Origin of the sequence: Embleya sp. NPDC050493 (genome assembly GCF_044458105.1) — a bacterium.
Classification (GTDB): Bacteria; Actinomycetota; Actinomycetes; order Streptomycetales; family Streptomycetaceae; genus Embleya.
Window position 1 is genome coordinate 104,029 of sequence record NZ_JBITHP010000012.1, and the last position, 19,356, is coordinate 123,384.

General features: G+C 72.4%; 20 protein-coding genes. 11 read left to right on the forward strand and 9 right to left on the reverse strand.

All coding sequences use genetic code 11. The features are described 5' to 3' along the window. The first annotated feature begins 42 nt into the window (after positions 1-42). The gene (locus ACIBM5_RS23495) at positions 43-1,095 is read left to right on the forward strand and encodes a hypothetical protein (RefSeq protein WP_396008607.1); all 1,053 of its coding nucleotides are present in this window, start codon (positions 43-45) and stop codon (positions 1,093-1,095) included. A gap of 37 nt (positions 1,096-1,132) precedes the next feature. Further along, entirely contained in the window at positions 1,133-1,957 is an 825-nt protein-coding gene (locus tag ACIBM5_RS23500) for a GNAT family N-acetyltransferase (RefSeq protein ID WP_396008608.1), read from the forward strand. On the opposite strand, the gene ACIBM5_RS23505 is transcribed toward ACIBM5_RS23500, so the two are convergent. Further along, a complete protein-coding gene (locus ACIBM5_RS23505; RefSeq protein ID WP_391587494.1) occupies positions 1,950-2,867 on the reverse strand; it encodes an NAD-dependent epimerase/dehydratase family protein in 918 nt (305 codons plus the stop codon). The genes ACIBM5_RS23500 and ACIBM5_RS23505 overlap by 8 nt on opposite strands. Positions 2,868-3,269: 402 nt before the next feature. Continuing rightward, a complete protein-coding gene (locus ACIBM5_RS23510) occupies positions 3,270-4,199 on the reverse strand; it encodes a hypothetical protein (protein WP_396008609.1) in 930 nt (309 codons plus the stop codon). A 59-nt stretch (positions 4,200-4,258) separates the two neighbouring features. Between ACIBM5_RS23510 and ACIBM5_RS23515 the strand changes: the two genes are divergently transcribed. The 3 genes from ACIBM5_RS23515 (at position 4,259) to ACIBM5_RS23525 (ending at position 5,461) form a co-directional block, all read left to right on the forward strand. Then, complete coding sequence (locus ACIBM5_RS23515; RefSeq protein WP_396008610.1) at positions 4,259-4,723, forward strand: hypothetical protein; 465 nt, start codon at positions 4,259-4,261, stop codon at positions 4,721-4,723. A 163-nt stretch (positions 4,724-4,886) separates the two neighbouring features. Beyond that, positions 4,887-5,216, forward strand: coding sequence for a DUF6247 family protein (locus tag ACIBM5_RS23520; RefSeq protein ID WP_396008611.1), 330 nt, complete (start codon positions 4,887-4,889; stop codon positions 5,214-5,216). Continuing rightward, a complete protein-coding gene (locus tag ACIBM5_RS23525) occupies positions 5,213-5,461 on the forward strand; it encodes a hypothetical protein (RefSeq protein ID WP_391587489.1) in 249 nt (82 codons plus the stop codon). The genes ACIBM5_RS23520 and ACIBM5_RS23525 overlap by 4 nt, the downstream gene beginning before the upstream one ends. A gap of 83 nt (positions 5,462-5,544) precedes the next feature. Here the strand turns inward: ACIBM5_RS23525 and ACIBM5_RS23530 are convergent, their stop codons facing one another. Continuing rightward, on the reverse strand, positions 5,545-6,150 hold the full coding sequence (locus ACIBM5_RS23530; RefSeq protein ID WP_396008612.1) for a hypothetical protein: 606 nt from the start codon (positions 6,148-6,150) through the stop codon (positions 5,545-5,547). 240 nt (positions 6,151-6,390) lie between these two features. Between ACIBM5_RS23530 and ACIBM5_RS23535 the strand changes: the two genes are divergently transcribed. Further along, positions 6,391-7,329 (forward strand): sigma-70 family RNA polymerase sigma factor, encoded by a 939-nt coding sequence (locus tag ACIBM5_RS23535; protein ID WP_391587487.1) that lies wholly within the window; start codon positions 6,391-6,393, stop codon positions 7,327-7,329. A 271-nt stretch (positions 7,330-7,600) separates the two neighbouring features. Here the strand turns inward: ACIBM5_RS23535 and ACIBM5_RS23540 are convergent, their stop codons facing one another. From ACIBM5_RS23540 to ACIBM5_RS23555, 4 genes are all read right to left on the reverse strand, one after another. Next, positions 7,601-8,275: a response regulator gene (locus tag ACIBM5_RS23540; RefSeq protein WP_396008613.1), complete on the reverse strand. Its 675-nt coding sequence runs from the start codon at positions 8,273-8,275 to the stop codon at positions 7,601-7,603. Then, positions 8,272-9,645: a sensor histidine kinase gene (locus ACIBM5_RS23545; protein ID WP_396008614.1), complete on the reverse strand. Its 1,374-nt coding sequence runs from the start codon at positions 9,643-9,645 to the stop codon at positions 8,272-8,274. Before ACIBM5_RS23545 ends, ACIBM5_RS23540 begins: the two co-directional genes overlap by 4 nt. 158 nt (positions 9,646-9,803) lie before the next feature. Beyond that, entirely contained in the window at positions 9,804-10,346 is a 543-nt protein-coding gene (locus tag ACIBM5_RS23550; protein ID WP_396008615.1) for a hypothetical protein, read from the reverse strand. 779 nt (positions 10,347-11,125) lie between these two features. After that, positions 11,126-11,281, reverse strand: a complete 156-nt coding sequence (locus tag ACIBM5_RS23555) for a hypothetical protein (RefSeq protein ID WP_391587483.1) — start codon at positions 11,279-11,281, stop codon at positions 11,126-11,128. A gap of 290 nt (positions 11,282-11,571) precedes the next feature. On the opposite strand from ACIBM5_RS23555, the gene ACIBM5_RS23560 reads away from it, so the two are divergent. Continuing rightward, on the forward strand, positions 11,572-11,862 hold the full coding sequence (locus tag ACIBM5_RS23560; protein WP_396008616.1) for a VOC family protein: 291 nt from the start codon (positions 11,572-11,574) through the stop codon (positions 11,860-11,862). Between the two features lie 48 nt (positions 11,863-11,910). On the opposite strand, the gene ACIBM5_RS23565 is transcribed toward ACIBM5_RS23560, so the two are convergent. Next, positions 11,911-12,345 (reverse strand): SRPBCC domain-containing protein, encoded by a 435-nt coding sequence (locus ACIBM5_RS23565; protein ID WP_396008617.1) that lies wholly within the window; start codon positions 12,343-12,345, stop codon positions 11,911-11,913. A 336-nt stretch (positions 12,346-12,681) separates the two neighbouring features. Between ACIBM5_RS23565 and ACIBM5_RS23570 the strand changes: the two genes are divergently transcribed. Further along, the gene (locus tag ACIBM5_RS23570) at positions 12,682-13,116 is read left to right on the forward strand and encodes an EboA domain-containing protein (RefSeq protein ID WP_396008618.1); all 435 of its coding nucleotides are present in this window, start codon (positions 12,682-12,684) and stop codon (positions 13,114-13,116) included. Between the two features lie 304 nt (positions 13,117-13,420). After that, on the forward strand, positions 13,421-14,623 hold the full coding sequence (locus ACIBM5_RS23575; protein WP_396008619.1) for an alpha/beta fold hydrolase: 1,203 nt from the start codon (positions 13,421-13,423) through the stop codon (positions 14,621-14,623). A 231-nt stretch (positions 14,624-14,854) separates the two neighbouring features. Here the strand turns inward: ACIBM5_RS23575 and ACIBM5_RS23580 are convergent, their stop codons facing one another. Beyond that, complete coding sequence (locus ACIBM5_RS23580; RefSeq protein WP_396008620.1) at positions 14,855-17,071, reverse strand: SDR family oxidoreductase; 2,217 nt, start codon at positions 17,069-17,071, stop codon at positions 14,855-14,857. An 806-nt stretch (positions 17,072-17,877) separates the two neighbouring features. On the opposite strand from ACIBM5_RS23580, the gene ACIBM5_RS23585 reads away from it, so the two are divergent. Then, complete coding sequence (locus ACIBM5_RS23585; protein ID WP_391587477.1) at positions 17,878-18,789, forward strand: MEDS domain-containing protein; 912 nt, start codon at positions 17,878-17,880, stop codon at positions 18,787-18,789. After that, entirely contained in the window at positions 18,786-19,307 is a 522-nt protein-coding gene (locus ACIBM5_RS23590) for an ATP-binding protein (protein ID WP_396008621.1), read from the forward strand. The genes ACIBM5_RS23585 and ACIBM5_RS23590 overlap by 4 nt, the downstream gene beginning before the upstream one ends. The last annotated feature ends 49 nt before the right edge of the window (positions 19,308-19,356 follow it).

Sequence of the window (19,356 nt, forward strand, 5' to 3'; positions counted from 1 at the left end):
TGCCATAAAACGTGTGCCGGAAATCCGCCCGGGAAGGTCGCCATGTCCTCGACCCGCACTCCCTCGCGCCGCACTTTCGCTGCGGCTCGCACCTCCACGCCCCGCCGGCTCCTCGGTCGGCGCAGCGTGCAACTGACCGTCCTGGCCTGGCTCGCGGCGGTGATCGTGGTACTCGCCACGGCCGGCGACGCGTTGCCGTTCGACTGGCCCGACCGGGGCACCGGCGCCCCGTCGGTGAGCCGCACGCTGATCGACGTGCACCTGGTGATGCCGGAGATCCTGCTGCTGAGCTGCGTGGTGTGGTGGCTGACCCGGCGCCGGATCAGGCCCGACCTGGCCGAACGGGCGCCGGAGCGTACCGTCGCGCTGCGCGAGACGCTGCTGCTGCTCGGCTACGGCGCGGCGGCCCTGGCGCTCGGCTACGCGGTGGCACCGCTGTTCGGCTGGCATCCCTTCGGGCTGCACCTGGCCGGGACCCTGTACGGCACGCACGAGCACGTCTCGCCGGCCGAGGCGATCGCCTGGGCGCACTACAACGTGATCGTCTACGCCGTCGTCCCGCTCGTGTACTTCCGCTCCCGCTACCGCGCCGAGGACCTCGGCCTGGTCTCCACCGATCGACGCTCGGACGCGCGGGTGATCGGGGTGGTGCTCGCGATCGAGGCGGTGGTGCAGTACTTCGCGCTGCGGCCGGAGATCTTCGACCTGGGCGCCCGGCAGTTGGCGATCGGGGTGCCGTTGACGTTCGTGCTGTACCTGGCCGGCGCGGTGTTGCCGGCGATGGTGTTCATCCACGCGATCCTGGTGCCGCGCTTCATGCGGTTGACCGGTTCGGTGGCGAGCACGGTGATCCTGGGCGGGCTGATGTACGCGGTGCTGCACGTGTGGGACGCGTGGACGGTGTTCGACACTCCCGGCGACGCGGTGCTCTCGGTGGTTTTCCTGCTCTTCACCTACTTCCTGCCGGGCATGTTCAAGACGGTGCTGACGGTGCGGACCGGGAACGCCTGGGTGCATGTGTGGGCCTACCACGCGTTCGCGCCGCACACCCTCGCGGACACCCCGCACGTCGTGCACGTGTTCGGCGTCGAATGAGGTTGGGCGGGAGCCGGGGCCCGGTGAGAATGGCCGGATGGCCGCACCGATCGAAGCGATGGACCGCAATCTCGCCGAGCACGCATGCCACGTGCACCGGAGCACCCCCGGGATGCGGGTGGACGAGGACGACGGCGTGGTCGTCGCGGACAGCGGCCTGGGGCACGACTCGTACAACATCGTCGCGGGCGCGCGGCTGACCGCCGAGACGGTGGGGCCGGTCGTCGAGCGCACGATGCGCCGGGTCGCGGCGACCGGACGGCCGTTCTCGTGGTGGGTCACGCAGGGGTCGCGGCCGACGGATCTGGCCGAGCACCTGGTGGCGCACGGCCTGCCGGTCGGCGACACCGAGGTGGCGATGTGGACACGGTGGAGTCGGACCACGCCCGCCGAGGCCGCGCTCCCGGCCGGGTTGCGGATCGAGCCGGTGCGCACGCGCGCGGGGCTGCTCGACTTCGCCGGGGTGCTCGCCGCGCTCTGGACGCCGTCCGCGCAGGACGTCGTACGGTTCGCCGAACTGACCGCGGAGGCCGCGCTCGGGTCCGCCGCGCGTTACCTGGTGGGGTACGTGGCGGATCGGCCGGTGGCCACCGCCGAGGTCTTCCCGCACGCCGGCGTCGCGGGTGTGTACAACATCGCGACGCTCGCCGCGCACCGGCAGCGCGGATACGGCGCGGCCCTGACCCGGGCCGCGCTGGACACGGCGGTCGACGAGGGGTACCCCGTCGCGGTGTTGCAGGCCTCGGCGGCGGGTGAGCCCGTGTACCGGAAGCTGGGCTTCGAGGTACTCGGGCCGGTCACCGAGCATGCGTTCCCCGGGAGCGGGGCCGGGTCGAACGCGGAGGGCGGGCGGGCTACTTGAGCAGTTCCGGGTGCAGCGCCCCGACCATCCGGCGCATGCCGTCCCGCCAGTGCACGGTGGTGCGGCCGGTGATCTCGTGCATCCGGGTCAGGTCCAGCGTGACCGAGTCGATGGTCGTGTCCGTGGGGTTGAACTCGGGTGTGACACCGGTGAGTTCGGCCAGATAGCCGCACCACTCCTCGATGCTCACCGGGTCGCTGCCACCCCAGTTTACCGTGGTGACCTCGGGCGTGGCCGCGGCGAACAGTGCGGGGAGGGTGCCGGCGATGTCGTCCACGTGGATCGGGTGGTAGATGCTCGGCGCGTTGGTGTGCACGTCGATCGGTGCGCCGCCCAGCATCATCTCCAGGTGGATCCCGGGCCAGCCGCCGTTGTCGCCGTAGGGCACCGACAGGCGCGCGATCGTGGTCGGCAGCGCGAAGCGGCGGGCACCCCAGCGGGCGGCGCCCTCGGCCGCGATCTTGCAGATGCTGTACGTCTCCAGGAACGACCACACGCCGTGGTTGTCGCCGAGCGACGCGCTCTCGGCGAGCTCCTTGTGGCCGGCGGGCTGGTACACCGCCGTGGAGGAGCAGTGCAGGAACGCCCGGGCGGCTTGGTGGTGTTCCATCAGGGACAGGACGCCTCCCGCATTCGCGTCCAGGTCCACGTTCCAGTCGCCGTTCTTGGCGACGGCGAAGTTGACCACGTAGTCGGCGTCGGCGGGCAGCGCCGCGACGTCGCCGGCGGCCAGGTCGATCCGAACGCACGTGACGCCTGCGGCCTCCAGGCGCTCGCGGGCCTCGTCGTCGTGGAAACGGGCTGCGCCGTACACGTCGTTGTCCCGGGCGAGGATCTTGGCGACCGGTTCGGCGACTTGGCCGGTGACTCCGGTGACGACGATCTTGGCGCCTGTGAGGGTCGATGCCATGGGGTCCTCCGTGCGGGTTCGCTGCGCTTTGCTGGTGGGATTTTTGGTGGTTTTCGCGGGTGGGTGCGGTCTGGGGGTGGAGGCTTTTTTGTCCTCAAACGCCGGACGGGCTGCTTGGGGTTGGTGGACCGGTGGTTCGAGGTGCGGGTTGGGGTGTTGTGCGGACGGGTTTCCTTGAGCGTCGGGTGGGATGGATTGGGGTTGGTGGACCGGTGGTTCGAGGTGCGGGCGGTTGTCTTCGAGCGGTGGGTGGGGTGGATTGGGGGTGGTCGGGTCGTGGGTGTGGGCGCACGTTAGTGCAGGATGCGGTTGGGGGGAAGGGAGGGGAGAGGGGGTTCTCTTGTGTGCGGATCCGTGGCGGTACGGACCGGGTCGACCCGGAGTCGAGCGGTGTGCCGCGCTTCAGCGTGTCCAGTCGGGGGCGTACCGCTCGACCAGGTGCTGCCACGCGGGGACGCCGCCCTTGAGCGGCCAGGCCCGGGTCAGGCCGTAGCCCTCGCGCAACCGGTGCAGGTCCCGGGCGAGTTGCCGGCTCGCGTCGCGTATCGCGTTCCCGACGGCGCCTTCGGGAACCCCGGCGATCGCGGCCATGCGTTGCTCGTAGCCGCCCACCGGGCCTGCCACGTAGGCGTCGTGTTCCGTCGGGCGGGAGAGCACCAGCAGCGGCGGCACCCGGCCCTCGGCGAGCGACGCGGCGAGCCGGTCGTGGCCGTCGAGGACCACGTGCGTCTGGAACATGCTGATCCACCAGACCAGGACCGGCGGCAGCGAACCGTCCCGGACCTGCTTGCGATACGCCTTGACCCGTCCGTGCTCGGCCGACGCGAGCGGGCGCAGCGGCAGGATCTCCCAGTAGTGGTAGGTGTGTGCGTTGAAGTCGATGTGCCCCTCGGGCCAGGTGGGCAGCGTCGGCAGGGCGAACTCCGGGAAGCGCAGCCGGGTGCGATCCATGTCCCGCGACAGCAGCCACGCACCCCCGTACAGCGGCCCGGTCCGGCTCAGCTCGTCCGCCATGCGATGTGCCCAACGGGCATACCAGGCAGGGTCGTTCGGAGTGCCCAGGGCGCGTGCCTCGGCGGCGCGCAGCGGGGCGAACGGGGAGCGGTACGGGGTGGGACAGCGGTAGTCCACGCCGAACCAGCCGGCGTCGACCTCGGCGAGCAGCAGCGGTGGTGCGTCGGGGTCGGGAGCGCCCTCAACCGAGGCGTCGACCAGTACGAATCTGCGGTTGTGCGCCGCCAGCAGGCGCAGCGACGGCCGCGCCGACTCGGGCACGTCCAGGCGCAGCGCATCCCAGTCACCGCCCGGCCGGGTGAGATTCGTGCGGTCCATCCGGCGATCCTAGGGCTGCACCAGGGCTGCGGCTCGGGTCGGCCGGCAACATGTCCGGAATGAAGGGATCGCTGTGGTTCACCTGGACCCTGTCGGGTTCCGGCTGGGCCGACTGCACCATCGCCGACATCTCCGGGGAGGCGCAGTTGGTCGTCTCCTACATCACCTGTGCCCCCGAGGAGCTGATCGGCGCGGTGACCCGACTCGCGCTCGGCGAACCGGGCGACCACAAGGTGATGTTCGAGGCCGAACCGAACGGCTATCTGTGGCACCTGAGTCCGGACGGCGACGCGGTGGACGTGCGGATCGTCGAATACGCCGACGCGGCGGTGCGCACCCGGCCCGGCGACGTGTTGTGGGAGGCGCGCCACCCGATCGAGCTGCTTGCGCGAAGCGTGCTGCGCGGCTTCGACCGGGTGGACTTCGACCTCGGCGAGGACGGCTGGTACGCCGATTGGCGACGGCCGTTCCCGCGCCGCGAGTTGGAGGCGCTGCGCACGGCCTGGCAGAAGTCGAGGATGTGAGCGGTTCGGGCGGCTGAAGCCGGGCCCGCCGGCCGCGTCGAAGTCGTGCAGGTTGCGCAGCGGCGCCGTCCAGGCCGTGTCCGGGTGACGCCGGCGGTGTCGGCGGCGGCGATTTTCGGCGTGCCTCGGTGTCGGGCGGATGCGTGGTGCGACGCTTGGGCGCATGACCGCACCTCGTGATCCATCCGCCCCGGACGTGACCATCCATACCGGCGGCGCGCTGTGGCCCACGCCGGGGCAGTTGCGTGCCGAACTGCCGGATGGGGCGCGGGAGGAGTTCGAGGACGAGTACGGCCGGGCGCTGGACCATGCGCGTGAGGCGGGGGATCTGGCCCAGCTGGCGAGCGTGCTGATCCCGTGGCAGCGGCGGCTGGTCCACCACCGCAACGGGGACTACGAGGCCGTGTTGGAGCGGGCCCGGCGGATTCGGGACGGCGATCTGTCGGGGATCGTTCCGGCGCGGGTGGACCGGTTGTTCCGGGCGCAGCGGTGAACTACGGCGTCGAGTACCACGTCGAGGCCGAGGCGATCCGGCGCACCCTGCCGGCCACCGCGCGCCGGGCCTGGGCCGAACTGGAGCGGCGGTTGCGGAACGACCCGTGGAATGCGGGGGCGCGGATGAGCGGGGGCCTCAGGGACACGCTGGAGGCGGCGTTCGCGGCGCACGGGTTCGCCACGTACATCGTGCAGGAGAACCGGGTGATGGTGAGCGTGATCAATCTGGTGTGGATCGGGTGAGGTCGACCGGGACGGGCCCGCTCGGTTCGGTCCGCTCGTTGCGGCTCGGGCCGTTGGGTTCGGCTCGGGCCGTCGGGTTCGGTTCAGTCGGTCGTGAGGGTGAAGTGGTGGGTGGGGAAGGTGAGCGGGACGTCGGTCGGGCCGGTGGGGCAGGTCGCGTGCAGGGTGCCGGTCGGGGTCAGGTCGAGGGTGCCGGTGCGGAAGGACCTGGGGACCTGGAACGCGAGTTCGACCGAGGCGAGGTAGGGATTCGGCTGCGGGGAGGCGTTCAGGACCGGGACGCGGCGGCCGTCCGGGAGGCGCAGCACCACCTCGTCGGCGAGCTTTTGACCGTAGGCGAAGGTGCAGCCCGATGCGCCGCCGGCAGCGGTCGGGCGCAGTGCGGCGTGCAGACCGATCAGGACGAACGTCGCACCCTGTGGGGCGGTGCCCACCTGCGGCAGGCGATCGGTGACCCGGGGCCGTTCGGGCGCGGTGGTCACGCCGACGGCCAACTCGAAGGCGGCCGGCCAGTCCTGCCGGCCGGCCGTGGCGGACACGATGCCGTCCGTATAACCGGTGATCTCCCGATCCTGAGCCGCGGCCGCGGTGTCGCCGCAGGCCGCGCAGCAGACGGCGGCGAGCAGGGCGAGGACGGTCGGCGGTAGCGCGCCACGCCGCACGGGCATGTTCCGCCGTGGCCTGGGCACGCACTCGCCTCCTTGATCCCGGTTGCCGCGCCCATGCAACCAGGGGTTCGGCCCCGGGGACAGCTCTGCGGGTGGATCGGCGGGAAGTCCCTCACCACCGACGCGGCCGGCGGGCCGTGCGGGTGAAGCCCGGTCGGCGCAGGCCGTGGGCGGGGCGTCGGGGTGGTGGATTCCGGGTGTCATATCGTCTGGAAACCGCCGGTCACAGCGCCGCGGGAACGGGAACGGGAGAAACGAACGATGACGGAGCACGAATTGCTGGCCGAACGGTTCGAGGAGAACCGGAGCCACCTGCGGGCGGTGGCGTATCGCATGCTCGGCTCGCTCAGCGAGGCCGAGGACGCGGTCCAGGAGGCCTGGCTGCGCCTGGATCGCTCCGACATCAGCGATGTGCACAACCTCGGCGGCTGGCTGACCACGGTGGTCGGGCGGGTGTGCCTGGACATGCTGCGCTCGCGCAAGTCCCGGCGCGAGGACATGTGGGACACCCACGTGCCGGACCCGATCCTCTCCCGCGCGGACGGGGCCGACCCCGAGGAACTCGCGGTACTCGCCGACTCCGTCGGACTGGCCATGCTGGTCGTGCTGGACACGCTCCCGCCCGCCGAACGACTCGCCTTCGTGCTGCACGACATGTTCGCGATGCCGTTCGACGACATCGCGCCGATCGTGGACAAGTCGACCGCGGCGACCCGGCAACTCGCCAGCCGGGCGCGGCGCAAGGTACAGGGGGCCTCGGCCGCGCCCGAGCCGGATCTGCCCCGCCAGCGCCGGGTCGTGGACGCGTTCCTCGCCGCCTCCCGGGGCGGCGACTTCCAGGCGCTGCTGGACCTGCTCGACCCCGACGTCCTGCTCCGCGCCGACACCGGTGGCGGCCCGATCGGCGTGTCGCAACTGGTTCGCGGTGCCCGCGCGGTGGTCGAGCAGGCGCTGAGCTTCGCCCGCTTCGCGCAGTACGCCCGACCCGTGCTGATCAACGGCGCGCCGGGCCTGCTGAACGCGCCGGGTGGCCGCGCGTTCGGGGTGATGGACTTCACCATCGTCGGCGACAAGATCGTCGAGATCAACATCCTCGCCGACCCCACCCGCCTGGCTCGGCCCGAGAACCAGGACCTGGTCGGTCCGACCGGGCCGGTCGACCCGGAGCTCGCAAAGCTGCTGGGATTGCCCACGGACTGACCCGGGGCGGCTGCGCGGAATGCCGATGCCGGCGCGGGTACCCGCGCGGCGCTGACACCGGCGCCGACGCGGGGGCGTCGGTGTCGGTGTCGGTATCGGCTTCGGTGGGCCTGCTCCGGGCTGCCCGGGTGCGCCGACGGAGCGACTCCGCGGCGGGGGCGGGGCGGGGCTGGTCGACCGGCCTGCGGTGCTCGGGTTGTTCGGAGTCCTGCGTCGAGAGGGTCCGGATCGGCGGGAGTCCCGCGAGGGAGCGCCCTGGGTGTTCGGAGGCCTACGACGGTGTGCCCGGGGTGACCAGGCCGCTCTCGTAGGCGAAGACCACCGCCTGGGCGCGGTCGCGCAGGTCGAGCTTGTCCAGGATGCGGCTCACGTGGGTCTTCACCGTCTGCTCGGCGAGTACGAGATGGGCGGCGATCTCGCCGTTGGAGCGGCCCTGTGCGATCAGCCCGAGGACCTCGGTCTCGCGCGGGGTGAGGGTGCCCAGGCGGGTCGAACCCGCGCGGGTGATCGGCCGGTTGCGGGCGAAATCGGCGATCAGCCGGCGGGTGATCGAGGGCGCGAGCAGTGCGTCGCCGGCCGCGACGATGCGGACCGCGGCGATCAGGTCGGCCGGCGAGGCGTCCTTGAGCAGGAATCCGCTCGCGCCCGCCCGCAGCGCCTCGTACACGTAGTCGTCGATGTCGAACGTGGTCAGCATCAACACCTTCGGCACCCGGTCGAACCCGCCCTTCTCGCCGAGCAGTTCGCGGGTCGCGGCCAGGCCGTCCAGGATCGGCATGCGAACGTCCATCAGGACCACGTCGGGCCGGGTCTCCCGGGTCAGCCGCACGGCCTCGCGGCCGTCGGCCGCCTCGCCGACCACCTCCAGATCCGGCTGCGCCGCGAGCAGAGCGGCGAAGCCGGCGCGGATCATTGCCTGGTCGTCGGCGATCACTAGGGTGGTCATGCCGCTCCGGGGGTGGTCGGGGCCGGTGTCGCGTCGGCCGGTGGTAGGGGAAGCATGGCAGCGACCCGGAAGCCGCCGTCGGGCAGCGCCTCGGTGCGCAACTCGCCGGCCAGCATCGCGACCCGCTCGCGCATGCCGATCAGACCCTGGCCGGTGCCGTCCGGTTCGGTGCCTGCGGTGCGGTCGTGGGCCTCGACGGGTCTGCGGAGGGCTCCTGTGGGGCCTGCGGCTTTTACCGTTCCCGGGGCTCCCGGCGTTCCGAGTGTTCCGGGCGTTCCGGGTGCCTTGGGGGCGGAGTTGAGGACGGTGATCCGCAGCGCAGAGGTGTCCCCGGTCACGGTGACCCGTACCGTTGCGCCCGGCGCGTGTCGGACCACGTTGCTCAGCGACTCCTGGACCAGCCGGTACGCGGAGAGCTGCACACCCACCGGTACCCGGTCGGGCGAGGGCACGCCGTCCGCGACGGACAGGTGTGCGTCGAGGCCTGCCCGGTGCGCGGTCTCGATCAGTACGGGCAGTTCGGCCAGGCCCGGTTGCGGGCTGTGCTCGGCGCCGGCGTCCGCGTCCTGGCGCAGCACGTGCAGCAGGCGTCGCATCTCGGTGAGCGAGCGGCGCGCCTCGGCCGCGATCGAGCCGAACTCGTCTACGGCGGCGGGCGGGAGGTCGGCGATCCGATACGGCGCACTGTCCGCCTGCACGGTGATCACCGACATGTGATGGGCCACCACGTCGTGCAACTCGCGGGCGATCCGAGTGCGTTCCTCCAGGAGGGTACGCCGGGCGTGTTCGGCCTGGCCGATCTCCTCGACCACGACCAGGCGGCGCTGGGCGGCACTTCGGCTGCCGATCGCCTCGGCGGTGAGCGGGGCCAGCGCGGACAGGATCGTGATCGGCAACAGATCGCTGAGCCGGACCGGGCCACGGATCAGCACCAGGGTCGTGCCGGCCGCGAGGAGGATCAGCCACAGGGCGACCAGTACGCGGCGCGGCGCCCGCAGCGCGATCACGGTCAGCACCACGACCAGGGACATCACCGTGGTCACCGCCCACGGCCACGGCTCGGCGTCGGACACCGGATGGGTCGGCACCGCCGTCGCGATTGCCGCGGCCAGGGCCAACCACCAGGCCCCCAGCGGGCGATACAGGCACAGCAGGACCGGGACCGCGCGGGCGAGGGCGGCGACGGTCACGCCGGGGCCGTGCGGGTCGTAGTGCTGGTACAGGTCGAACCACCCGACCACGGCGACCGCCAGCGCGGTCAGCGACAACACCAACGTCGTGCGGCGGGTGTGCGGCAGCGGGGCCACCGAGTTCGGCGACATCGCCTCGCGCAGCGTGGCCAGGACGATCGAGGGTCGAACGGTCTCCACGGTTGGTGATGGTATGCCCGGAGGGCCCGATTGACCGGGCCGGGCAAGGGTGGTGGTCATGGCGCTCTCCGCGGCGGGGCGAACGGGCGTGCGGGTACGGACGTATCGGCGTGCGAGTACGGGTGCGGGTACGGGCGTACGGGTGGCGGATGCGCGGATCAGGCCGACGGACCGAACGCGCGGCGGGCCGGCCTCGCCTGTACGTCGGTGAGCACCTTGATCAGGCACAGGCACACCGCGAAGAAGGCGAGCCCGCCGATCGAGTGCACGGCCCAGACCCCGGCCAGGGTCGGCCCGCCCCACGCGTCGGAATAGTCGGTGCTGCCGTACCAGATCGGGTAGGTCAGGTTGCGGAGCGTGTTGCCGTACGCGTACCCGGCCAGGAGCAGCGTCGGGATGCCGAGTGCGGTATCGAGCAGGGCGTAGCGCAGCACCCGCAGCGCACCGGGGGCGTTCCTGCCGGCGGCCACGCCCAACCCCGGGTCCAGGAACCGGCGCGCCGCCGCGAGTCGGAGTCGGGCCGCGCGGGACGACCGGCCGGTCAGCACGAGGCCGATGCTCAGCAGGCCCAGCGGGAGCGCGATCAGCGCGTAGGCCGAGCGTCGAGCGGCCTCCCGCGCCGAATTGGGTGCGAATCGGTGCAGTGCGGGGTGGGCACGACGGGCGCGGGTGGGGACGTGGCGGGCGGTGGTGAGCGTCATGGCGGGTCCTCGGGGTGTGCCCAACGATTACGCGGTCGCGGTGCGTGGTGCGCGAACGCCCGCGGTTGGTCCTCGGTGCTCGGTGCCGGGATCGGCGCCGTTTTCCAAGGTAGGAGCCGAGACGGCGGCGGACATCACACCGCGGCGCCAACTCCGGAGTGATACCGCGGTAGGGGGTCGGAGCGCGGCGGATTCGGGGCCGGGGAGGCGCGGTGGGTTGCCGGGGCAATGACACGAGGGTCGATGTGCGGCGCCGGTCGTCGGTCGTCGGTCGCCAGTCGTCGGTCGCCGGGCGGTCGGGCGGGTGGAGCGGGAGGGCGGGCGTATGTACTGATCGCGCCGCCGCCGCAGGGTCTCATTCGGGCCGCGGTGAGGCGGCGGGCGACGTGGAGCGTGTCGGCGGGCAGCCGGGCTGTGCGGGCAGGCGTGACGCCGGAGGATGACCGACCTGCGGGGGAGGTTCCGGTGCGTTGCCTGCGGCCGCACCGTGCGTGCCGACGCGGTGGGAGCACTTCGCGGGGCTGCGGGCGGGACTGGGTTCGCCGAGGTCGGGGCGGCGCGGGGCGGGCCCGCCATGGCGGGGAGCCTCGACGTTCACGTCGGGGAGGAGTGACGACGTATCCGGGACCTACGCACGCAACCAGTGGGCGGACCGGAAGCGCGGCGGGCGGGTCGGTCCGGCTCGGAGCCGGGCAATCGGCGGGCACCACCGGCCCCTCGGGCGTCGGGCCTCGGGACGACCGCTGGGAAACGACTGTCGAAGGCCGAACGCCGAACGGTCAGGACGAGTGCGTCTGCGCTTCGGCGTCCTTCTTTGCGTAGTGCTCGCGCTCGCGCCGGTCCGCACGCAGGATGCCGCGGATCACGAACGTGAAGCCGACCGCGACCACGACGAAAGGGGTGAGTTCGGCGAGGGCGCCGAGGGCGTTCAACACGATGACTCCCAAAAGTGGTGCAGCCGCGCGACCGTGCCACCGGCCGAACCGGTCGCACGAGCCGCCGTCGGCTCGCTCCGCCGTTCGTCCTCCGAGCGGCGGCACAACACTACCGCCCGTGCCGACGTCAACCGTCGGCGACCACGGGTCGGGCGTGGGTTGTCGACCGCGGGTCGTCGGTCGTGGGTGGTGCGTGGCGGGTCGTGGTCCGTGGGTCGTCGGTCACGGTGCGGGTCGGTTCGCGTCGGGAGAGTCGGATGGGCGGGCGGTGCCGTGCTTGACTGGCAGCCATGTCGTTGGGACTGATCGTCGTCTATACGTCGCGGCTCGATGCGTGCCGCGACTTCTACGCATCGCTTGGCCTCGATCTGGTCCGCGAGCGCCATGGGACCGGCCCCGAGCACTACGCGGCGACCCTTGCCGACGGTGTCGTGGTGGAGCTGTATCCGGCGCGGCCCGATCGGCTCACCGGATATCTGCGACTCGGCCTGACGCTGGAGACCTCGCCGCTCCCGGCGGGGCGGCACCGGCTGACCGATCCGGACGGGCGGGCGGTCGACGTCTCGGTGATTGCCGGGTGAACCGGTTGCCGACCTGCCTGCCGCGCGGCCCGGGTGGGGGCGTGGTCATCAGCGGGGGCCGCCGGCGGCTTCGGTGAAGCGGCGCAGGTCTTCGACGTGGGCGCCCCAGCCGTCGCGGTGTGCGGCGGCGAGGTTCGGGCCGTCCGCGAGGCGGTTCCAGCCGGTCTCGCGGACCCGGAGTTGGGTACCCGGGCGGGCCCGGGTCAGCTCGATGGTCACCGTCGTGGACACCGCCCAGTCGTCGTCGGCCCAGGTGAACCGCAGCAGCCGGCACGGGTCGAGCGCCTCCACTCGACCGGTGGTCAGTCGGGCCTCGCCGTCGGCTCCGCTCCAGCGCTCGGACAGCCGGCCGTTCACCCGCGCGTCCAGGTCCAGGTAGCTCCACCACAGGGCGCGCGTGTCCGCGTCCACGAGGGCATGCCAGACCGCCTCGGCGGGCGCGGCGATCACGACACTGACCTCGACGAGCGGTTCACGAACCATGGACCAACGGTAGATCTCGCGAACGCCCACGTCAGCCTGCCAACGGTTCGCGAACGGTTCGCTGAAGGTCAAGTTTGCGCCGTACGCGCGCCGTGTGCGCCTCCGCGGCCGGGTGGTGCGGGCGGGGCGCGGGCGGTACCGGGTGCGGGAGCGATTGTTTGCGGCAATTCATGGGCTTTGCCGGAAATGTGAATCGGCTTGAAACGTATGGCGCCGGCACGTCCGGCGTGGGCCGATGCGTCCGCCTGCGATTCGTCGATTGGCGATCACTCCGGATGGGGAACGCACAGCCACGAATGCGTACTCCGCATCGCCGCCACCGGGAGGAATCCGCCCATGCCCCACCCGCCGATCGCAGCTCTGCGAAGCGCGTTCACCGCGTCCGCCAAACCGGGCAGCCAGGACTGGCCCACCCTCGCCGACTTCACCGTGTTCGCCGCCGCCGGCCGCACATGTGGCCGGGCCCCGCTGATCGGGCTGCCCGGTTGGACCTGCGACGACGCCGCGCGCGTGCTGGCCCTGGCCGAACTGGCGACGCGCACCCCCGAGGGCGACCTGTCCGCCCACCTGCGCACCCTGTACTGGCGCGGCGACGCCCACGAACGCCGGGCCGTGCTGCGCGCCTTGCCCTACCTCTCGGTCGCCCGACGGGACCCGGCGCTGGCCACCGCCCTGGTCGAGGACGCACTCCGCACCGGCGACCCCCACCTGATCGCCGCCGCCCGCTTCGCCGACCTCACCTCCGCCACCGCCACCACCGACCCCGACTAGTCGGCAAGCCCTCCCGCAAACCACCCCCCCGCAACGCGCCCCCGCACGCCCCACAACCGCGATGTCGGCCACCCCATCACCCGGGGTGGCCGACATCGCCGTGATGCGCTGCGCTCGGCGCTTCCTTGCCGCGTTCGTCGCGCCCCGCCGAGCTCGTCGCGTTCGCCGACGTCCGCCGCGTTCGTCGCGTCGTGCCCGTTGCGCCCATCGAACCCGGTTCCGTGGCCGGTGTGTTGCGGGGTTGCGGGGGCTTGTGGGGTGGGGACGGTGGGCAGGCTGGGGTGGGGCGAGGTTGGGAGACGGGATGCGGCGCAGGAAGGCGTTGGCGGTGCTGGCGGCTCCGGCATTGGTGGGCCTGGGGGCGGGTAGCGCGCGGGCGCAGCCGGCGGCGGAGCGTATCGCCGGCGCCCTGGACGGCGACCTCGAGGTGCGTGGGCGCGAGCACGGCCCGGAGTGGACCCGGACCCGGCTGGAAGTGCGGGACGGGGCCGTGCCGTTGGTGGTGGACGTGGTCGCGGACACCCGACATCTGCCGCGCCGGCTCGTCTATCTGCTCCCGGGCGGCGGCCTCGACTTCTCCTCGAACTTCTTCACCCCCACCGCCCACAACCTCGCCCACCACCTGCGCGAACGCGGCTATCTCGTGATCGGCATCTCACCGCGCGAGAACGACGCGGCGCCCGCCGACCTCACCGCCGCATGGGGCCTGGCCGCGCACAAGCGGGACGCGCACAAGGTCATCGACGCGGTCGACTCGGCGCTGCGGGTGCCCTACGAACTGCTCGGCCACTCCGCGGGTGCCGCGCTCGCGCTGGACCTCGCCGCGGACCGGCCGGCCAGGCTGCGGCGGGTGATGGTGCTGGATACGACCGGGCCGTACGAGGGCGACCTGGCGATCCGCGCCGCCCGGACCAGGGCCGCGCTCGATCGGCAGCTCGCCGCCGGCACGTACGCGAACGACCCGGGCCTCAAGGGCCTGCTCGCGCGCGCGGTCGGCGACCCGGATGGGGTTTCGGCGGTGCCGCGACCGGTCGATCCGAACACGAGGTTCACCAACGCGGCACTCGCCCATTTTGCGCTGATCCATACGAGCAGCCTGCCGGGACCGACCAACTGGGTCTACGAACAGGGCTTCGCCGCAGGGAGTTTCGCCTTCGGCGCGACACCGGCCGAGGACCGGTTCGGCCTCGCGCACGGTCCGCTGTCGGTGTGGGCCGAGGCCACCGCGCGGTTCGGCGGTGGTCTGATCCCGACCGCGCTGCTACGCGACCTGACCGCGATCTGGGCCGGCGAGGAGTCGGTCTACCGGATCGACTGGTCGGCCATCGACGCCGAGGTCACCTGGGTGAACACGGCCCTGGGCCGCGGCGACCACCCGCTCGGCGCCGATCTGATCCGGGCCGGCGGCAACCCGAAGGTGAGCTTCACCGTCGTCCCGGACTACGGCCACGGCGACGCGACATGGAGCGCCACGGCCGACGCGGACGTGTGGCGACACCTGGTCTGAGCGGACCGAAGCGGGTCGCGCCGAGGCGGGTGGGAGCGAAGGCCGGGTGCCGCCCCGCTCGTGGGTGTGGGGCAGTACCGGCCCGAACGGACGTGAGGCAGATCGAACCTGCCACCGCAGGAGGAAAGGCCATGACCACCGCAAAGTCGGCGCGAAGCCGAGCAAGCAGCCCGCAACCGCCTCCGCCGACTCCGAACACCGCCCTCGCCTCGGCGACCCCCGCGCCGCGTCTCAGTCCCTCGGTAGTTCGTCCAGGGCCGTCGACCACGACGTGCACAGGGACTCGGCCAACTCCGCCGGCAGGCCGGTGTCGGCGACGGCGCTGACGTACAGGGTGTCCTCGAAGGTGGCGAGGAACATCCCGAACGGCATGCCTCGGGGCAGGCCGCCGAAGGGGACCGCGCCGATCAGCGGCGACCCGCGGAATGCGTACGGTCGGCGCAACCACCGGTGGATCGGGCCCGCCACCAGGTCGACCTGCCACGGTGACGTCGCCGCCCGCGCGTGCCAACGCGCGCCGGAAGCCGGGTGCGCCGCCCGGATCGCCTCCGTGACCAGGGCCAGGCGTCGTGCGGGATCCGTCTGGTCGCACGGCAGCCGCACCCGCGTGGGCCGGGCGTGCGCACCCGGTTCCGCCGCGCCGGAAGGGGTCGGGACGAGCGCCCAGACCGGTCGTGGCCCGCGCCGCCACGGGACACCCGCGCAGTCCCGCAGCGCGCCCGCGAGCGCGGCGAGGAACAGCGCGTCCGGGTCGGCCCCCGCCGGATGCAGCCGCTCGGCGTCCAGGCCCAGCCAGGCCAGGCGCCGCGTGCCGGTCAACCCCCGGGTGGCGAACGGCCGGGTGGCCGGCGGGAGCAGGCGCCGTACGCGGGCGCACGCGCCCGGATCGCTGACCGCCGCCGGATGCGCCGGTGCGGCGTCGATCGGCTCCACGCCGAACAGCCGCCGACTCACCTCGACCACCGACGCGCCGTCCAGCAGGGCGGGGTGCGCCTTGACGATCACCGCCCATTCGTCGTGCGCGTGGCCGTGTACGAGCCGGGCCTCCCATAGCGGCCGATCCCGCGGCAGCCGGGCCGCGAGCGCTTCGTCCACGGCGGTGTCGAGGCGATCCGGACCGATCGGGTGCGCGTGTACGTGCCGGGCCGGATCCAGCGGGCCGCGTCGGCGATGGCCGCCGTCCGTGCGGTACGCGAGCGTGGGCACCCGCCACAGCCGCGCCGCCACCGCCTCGCGCAGATCCTCGACGGTCGGCGCGAGGCCGCGAAAGCGCAACACGCACCCGAGTTCGACCGACCCGGCCCGCTCCGCCCGACCGTGCTCGGGGTGCGGGTGCCGCTGCGCGCCGACCCGCCGCCCGCTGCGACCCGGCCGGACGCAGTCCACCAGGTAGTCCCGGTCGATCCCGACGGCCGAGCGCGGCTCGCCGAGCAGCGCCCGCACACCCGAGTCGTCATAGCCGCGACGGTGCGTCAGATACGGCATGAACGCGGTGTGCGCCGCCGCGAGCCGCTCCACGCCGGTCGGTCCGGCGGGCGGCTCGGCCACGAACCGCAGCCGGACCGGCAGGAATTCGGCCAACACCTCGCGCACGACCTCGATCGGCACGTCGTGCGGATGCCGTACGTGGTAGACGTCCACGCCACCCGATCCGGCGAGGTCGGCGAGCCTGGTCATCACCCGAGCGGCCTCGTGCACCGGCACGAAGTTGAGCCGGCCCTCCGGCGCCGAGATCAGGCGCAGGACCGGCCGCATCCGCCGCGGCAACCGCGCCGCCCAGCCCAGCGCCGCGCAACCGCCGGTCGCCTCGGCGCGTTCGACCATGTATCGCAGCGTATTTCCCGGCACGCCGGGCCTGTCGGAGACCAGCGTGGTCGGCCGCAGGATCATCGCCGCCCGGCCCGATCGTGCGGCCCAGTCCCGGACGAGCACCTCGGCCTCGTACCGGGATCGCTCGTAGTCGTTCTCGAAACCGCCCGAATCGTCCGGCAGTTCCTCTTTCACCGTGCCGTCGCGCCGGGAGCCGGCCACATACGCGGTGCTGATGTGCAACATGCGCGGCCGACGCCGGCCGACCTCGGCCAACTCCAGGAGATGCCGGGTGCCTTCGACGTTGACCGGACGCAGCTCGGCCAACGTCGCGTCGATCCGGCGATCGCCGGCGCAGTGCCAGATCACATCGATCGAATCGGCCAGCGAGGTGAAGTCCGACCGGGACAGGCCCAGTCGAGGCTGCGTCAGGTCGGTCTCGACGATCCGCAGCCGTTCGGGAAGTCGCCGCACCAACTCGTCGGGAGCGGCGGTGACTTCCAGAAAGGACCGAATCCGGTCGATCGCGCCGCGCGAGCCCGCGTGCGAGAGCACGGTGATCGTGCGGTGTCGGTCGAGTAGTTCGCGGAGCAGATGGAGACCGAGGAATCCGGTGGCTCCGGTGATGGCGACGCGCATGGCTCAGCAAACTCCTTGCAGGTTCTTCCGAATGGCCTGACGGGGCGTCATGTCGACCGTGTCGACGCGCGGCGAGTCGGGCCCGATGGCGCGCTGCGCCGGGGCATGCGTGGTCAATGCCTTCCCTGGGACGAGTGGGTTTCGTCAGGACGCTAGTGCCGCGCCCGGCAACGTTCACCCCGTCGCGGCGCCCGGCACGGCACCTCGCCGCCCCGCCGAAACGTCCGAGTACTCCAGTACGAGAACGTTCCGGCGGCACGCCGATGCACCGCACCGAACACCGCGACGGGGCAAACGTTGCCGGGCGCGGCACTAGCCGCCGAACGATCGGCACCCGGGTGGTATTGGGCCAACCGATGTCGGCGTCACCCGATCGGGTTCGCGGTCGCGGTCGCGATCGCGAGGAGGCCGCTGGCGCGCCCGGCGGCGTGCGCCCTGTCGTGGCGCCCGGCACGGCGCTTTGCCGCCCCGCCGAAACGTTCGAGCGGTCCGAGCGTTCCGGTGGCCCGGTGGTCACGTAGTCCCGTACTCCCGTAGTCCCGTACGAGAACGTTCCCGCGGCGCATCGAGGCATGGCACCGGACACCGCGACGGAGCAGACGTTGTCGCACCCGGCGCCGGTTCGTAGCCCGGTCGAGGTGGTGACCGGGAACCAACGATTGTGCCTCGACCGGGCGGCCGATACCCCCGAAAGAAGCTTTCTGGACTGTTTTCGCTCGATGACACCACCTGGTGGGTCTACGGTCTGGAGCGGGACGAGCGCCCGGGTCCGCCCGCGGCGCACCAGGACCAGGGGGCATACGCAGATGGACACTTCCCAGGCCGGGGCCACGGTGGCCGCGGTGGGATCGATGGCATACGGAAGCCACTGTTGCTTCGTGTCGGCCGACGAGGAGATCGTCCGGCTCGCGGTGCACAGCTACGTTCGGGACGGCCTGTCCGCCGACGACCGAGTGCTGTGTCTGCTCGGTCGGCGCGACCGGACCTGGCTGATGAGTACGCTCTCCGAAGGACCCACATGGCCGGCCGAACGTGAGGCCGACGGCTCGCTCGTGGTCGTCGACGTCGGCCGAACGCCGCTGTGGGAGGGCGAGTTCTCGCCCGAGGGGATGGCGAAGACGTTCTTCACCGCGGTGGAGCAGGCACTGGCGGACGGCTTTCGAGGCCTGCGGGTGTGCGGCGACATGACATGGGGCCCGGCGGGCGGCGTCGCGTACGACGACCTGCACGAGTTCGAACGACTCGCGGGCCTGGGCCTTCCCGGCCGTCAGGCGATGGGCTTCTGCCTCTACGATCCGCGCGAGTTCAGCTCCGTCCAGGTCGACGCCCAGGAACGATTGCACCCGCTCGTCGCGGGCACCGGGCGCGCTCGTCCGCCCAGCCTCCAGGTCGCCGACACGACCAGGGGTCTGCGACTGATCGGCGAGGCCGACGTGGCGACCCGCGCCCTGTTGGAGGATGCGCTGCGGAGGGCCACGGCGGCTCAGTCGGGACGTGACCTGGTGGTCGACCTGTCCGCGCTGGAGTTCGCCGACCTGTGCGCGATGGAATCGTTGTACCGGACCGCCGCCGCGCTGAGCCCGGACCGGCGGCTGGTGCTGCGCGCTCCGGGGCCGGCCGTACGCAAGGTGCTCGACCTGCTCGGCTGGAGCGGCACCGGTGGCTTGATCGTGGACGGGGACCGTCCGTCCGGGGAGCGTAGTGGGGGAGCGCAGTGACCGGCCCGAAGCACGATCACGCCCGCGCCTGTACCGGCGGCGGTCCGGTGGAGGTGTTGCCCTTCGGTGCTTCGGACCTGTGCCTGGTGCGCGCGGTGGTGCGCCGGCACGCCGACGCGGTCGGCCTGGCCGACGACCGACCCGACTGTCTGGTCCTGGCGGTGCACGAGATCGCCGCGTGTGCGGTCACGAGCGGCTCGAAGCCCGCCCTGCTGCGCTGTGTGCCCCGCATGGGCCGGGTGGTGTGTGAGATCCACGCGAGTAGCGACGAGCACAACGGCTGCCGACGGCGGGCCTTCCCGAGACTGACCGACAAACACGAGACCCCCGGCCGCGGGTTGTGGATCGCCCGCGCGTTGTGCGACGAGGTCGAAGTGGCGGAGTGTGCCGAGGGCGTGGTGGTCCGGATGACGATGCACCTGACCGCGTCGACGCACGCGACCCCGCCCGAGCCTGCCGGGCGACCGCAGGGCGAGGAAGCCTGTGGCAGCGCCGGGACGGGAGCCGAGCGCCCCTGACGGCCGACGGGGATCGGCTGGGGCGCACCGGCCCGATGTGACACCGTCG